At 66.2% G+C, this 3,739-nt stretch carries 3 protein-coding genes; 1 reads left to right on the forward strand and 2 read right to left on the reverse strand.

Annotated features, from left to right (window positions below; all coding sequences use genetic code 11):
* Positions 1–21: 21 nt before the first annotated feature.
* Positions 22–1,083, reverse strand: coding sequence for a 2-oxoacid:ferredoxin oxidoreductase subunit beta (locus U9980_RS19930; RefSeq protein WP_322755586.1), 1,062 nt, complete (start codon positions 1,081–1,083; stop codon positions 22–24).
* A complete protein-coding gene (locus U9980_RS19935; protein ID WP_322769305.1) occupies positions 1,080–2,966 on the reverse strand; it encodes a 2-oxoacid:acceptor oxidoreductase subunit alpha in 1,887 nt (628 codons plus the stop codon). The genes U9980_RS19930 and U9980_RS19935 overlap by 4 nt, the downstream gene beginning before the upstream one ends.
* A gap of 138 nt (positions 2,967–3,104) precedes the next feature.
* Here U9980_RS19935 and U9980_RS19940 point away from each other — a divergent pair.
* The coding region (locus U9980_RS19940; RefSeq protein WP_322769306.1) for a Rossmann-like and DUF2520 domain-containing protein at positions 3,105–3,739 on the forward strand (635 nt) is incomplete at its 3' end.

Consider the following 3,739-nt stretch of genomic DNA (forward strand, 5'->3'; position numbering starts at 1 on the left):
GCCTGGGAACTCGTTGCTCGGCTAGGAAACCGTCCAGGTGTCGCCGCTGCTCAGCAGGGCCATCAGGTCGCCCTCGCCCTGGCGGGCACGGGCGTCGGTGATCTGGCTGTTGAGCTGTTCGTCGTAGGTGGGAGCGTCGACGTCCCGGAAGACCCCGACCGGGGTGACTCCGGCCGAGCTTCCGGTGAGTCGTGACAGCGCGAACGCCTGGCTCGGCTCGACGGCCTGTGCGTCGTGGACCAGCACACCGTCGTCGGTCGCGGCGCACACTTCCAGCTCGCCCGACGCGCCTCGGCGGATGCCCTTGTCGAGGTCTGTACCGAAAATCATCGGCTCGCCGTGGACGAGGCGCAGGGTCGCGTCATCCTTGGACGACCGCTCCTTGAGGGCGTCGAAGGCCCCGTCGTTGAAGATGTTGCAGTTCTGAAAGATCTCGACGAACGCCGATCCGGGATGCGCGGCGGCTGCCCGCAGAACGGCGGTCAGGTGCGCCCGCTCGGAGTCGATCGAGCGGGCGACAAAGGACGCTTCGGCCCCGAGTACGAGCGAGATCGGGTTGTAGGGGCGGTCCAGCGACCCGAACGGTGTCGACTTTGTGATTTTTCCCACTTCTGAGGTGGGGGAGTACTGGCCCTTGGTCAACCCGTAGATCCGGTTGTTGAACATCAGGATTTTGATGTTCACGTTTCGGCGTAGTGCATGGAGCAGGTGGTTGCCGCCGATGGACAGCGCATCACCGTCACCGGTGACAACCCACACCGACAGATCTGGCCGGGAGACGGCCAGCCCCGTTGCGATGGCCGGTGCCCGGCCGTGGATGGAGTGCATCCCGTAGGTCTGCAGGTAGTACGGGAAACGGGACGAGCACCCGATACCCGAGATGAAGGCGATGTTCTCGCGGGCTATCCCGAGTTCGGGCAGAAACCCCTGGACGGTAGCCAGGATGGCGTAGTCGCCGCAGCCGGGGCACCAGCGGACCTCCTGATCGGAGGTGAAGTCCTTACGGGTCTGCGGCCGGTCGCTGACCGGGATGAGATCGAGTAGTCGGTTGGTGATGCCGGCCTGGTTCGTCGTGACGGTCACTGGTTGATCACGTCCTCCAAGACGCCCGCCAGTTCGGCGGCCTTGAACGGAAGCCCGCGCACCTGGTTGTAGCCGATGGCGTCGACCAGGAACTCCGCCCGGACCATGGCCCTGAGCTGACCGAGGTTCATCTCCGGGACGAGGACCTTGTCGTAGGCACGCAGCACCTCCCCGGTGTTGTCGGGAAACGGGAAAAGGTGACGCAGGTGTGCCTGGGCGACGTGCAGCCCCTTTGCCCGGACACGCCGGCATCCGGCGGCGATGGGTCCGTAGGTCGAACCCCAGCCCAGGACGAGCACCCGGGCGTCGCCGGACGGGTCGTCGACCTCGAGCGGGGCGATGTCGCGGGCGATGCCCTCGATCTTCGCCTGGCGCAGCCGGACCATGCGGTCGTGATTCGCAGGCTCGTAGGAGATGCCGCCCGAACCGTCCGCCTTTTCCAGACCGCCGATGCGGTGCTCCAGCCCGGGTGTTCCCGGAACGGCCCAGGGCCGGGCGAGCGTCTCGCCGTCACGAAGATATGGCCAGAACTCCGGACCCTTGTCGCCGGTGTGGTTCGGTTCGGTCGCCAACGACACTTCGAGGTCGGGGAGGTCCGCGCGGCTGGGGAGCAGCCAAGGTTCCGAACCGTTGGCGAGGTACCCGTCGGAGAGCAGGATGACCGGTGTCCGGTACTTCGTCGCCAGCCGTGCCGCCTCGATCGCGGCGTCGAAGCAGTCCGAAGGCGAGCGGGGAGCGATGACCGGCAGCGGTGCCTCGCCGTTGCGGCCGTTCACGGCCATACTGAGGTCGGCCTGTTCGGTCTTGGTCGGCAACCCGGTGGACGGCCCGCCTCGCTGGATGTCCACGATGACGAGCGGGAGTTCCAGAGCCACCGCGAGCCCGATGGTCTCGGTCTTGAGGGCCAGACCGGGACCGGACGTCGTGGTTACGCCGAGTGAACCGCCAAACGCGGCGCCGAGCGCGGCCCCGACGCCGGCGATCTCGTCCTCGGCCTGGAAGGTCCGTATTCCGAAGCGCTTGTGTTTGCTCAGTTCGTGCAGGATGTCGGATGCGGGGGTAATCGGGTAGGAGCCCAGGAACAGCGGCAACCCGGTGAGCTCGGCGGCCGCGACCAGTCCGTAGGACAGCGCCGTGTTGCCGGAGACGCGCCTGTACCTGCCCGGCTTCATGCGTGCGGGCGCGACCTCGTAGGTGACGGCGAAAGCCTCGGTGGTCTCGCCGTAGTTGTAGCCGGCGCGCAGCGCCGCGATATTCGCGGCGGCGATTTCCGGGCGCTTCGCGAACTTCTTCTCAAGAAAAGCGACGACGCCGTTGGTGGGCCGTTGGTAGAGCCAGCTCATGAGGCCGAGGGCGAACATGTTCTTCGCCCGTTCGGCTTCCTTCTTGTTGACCGTCCCCGCGCTGCTTTCCAGGGCGTTCACCGCGTCGATGGTCATCGACGACAGGGGTACCCGGTGTACCCGATACTCGTCCAGCGTGCCATCGGTGAGCGGGTCGGAGGAATATCCGGCCTTCTTCAGGTTCGATCCGGTGAACGCGTCGGTGTTGACGACGAGGTCGGCGCCGTTGGGCAGGTCTTTCAGGTTGGACTTCAACGCCGCCGGGTTCATGGCCACCAGCATGTTCGGGGCATCGCCGGGCGTGAGAATGTCGTGGTCTGAGAAGTGTAGCTGAAATCCGGATACGCCGGCCGGAGTACCCGCTGGCGCACGGATTTCCGCCGGAAAGTCCGGAAGGGTTGACAAGTCATTACCGAACGCGGCGGTCTCGCTGGTGAACTGTTCCCCAGTGAGCTGCATCCCGTCACCTGAGTCACCGGCGAAGCGGATGACGACCCGGTCGAGTCGATGGATTTGACGGTCTCTGACCTGGCCTGACACGTTGTGTGACCTCCTCGGGTACCCCTTGAGCGTACCGGGCGGACTATTGAGGCGGGGCGTAACGTCCCGACGGAGTCATCTGAGTGTGACGACTACGACACGGGCTGGTCCGATCACGCGACACGGACTGGTCCGATCATGGCGGCGGTCAGATTGGGGGTGGGGAAGGCATGGTGGGAACATGGCCCGATGGCCGGCGACAGAGGTTTCGTGGGAGGGCGCACGGCGCAGAGTGTGATCGTGACGCCGGCACTTCGGATCGGGATCGTCGGTGTCGGACGGGCGGGGACGGCTCTGGGAACGGCCTTGGCTGGTGCCGGCCATCCGGTGGTGGCGGTGCATGCGCGGTCCGTTGCGGGCCGGGCGCGGGCTCGGGCTACCTTCCCGGCGGCTTCGTCAGCGACGCCGGCCGAGGTGGCCGATGCGTCTGATGTGACTTTCCTCACAGTTTCCGACGATGTGATTTCGGGCGTCCTGGCGGACATCGTGAATGCCGGGGTTCTGCGGGCCGGTCAGATCGTCGCGCACGCCAGTGGACGGCACGGGGTGGGTATTTTGGAACCGGCTCGTGACTGCGGAGCGTCACGAGCAGCGGTACACCCGATCATGACATTGAGTGGCACCGCCGCGGATGCGGGTCTGCTGTCCGGGGCTTCGTTCGGAGTGACCGCCGACCCGGCCGCCGAGCAGGTCGTATGCACTCTGGTCACAGAGATCGGCGGTCGGGTCGTTTTCGTGCCCGAGCGGGTACGGACGGCCTACCATGCCGCCGT

The sequence above is a fragment of the Protofrankia sp. Cr1 genome (assembly GCF_963555865.1).
Lineage (GTDB): Bacteria > Actinomycetota > Actinomycetes > Frankiales > Frankiaceae > Protofrankia.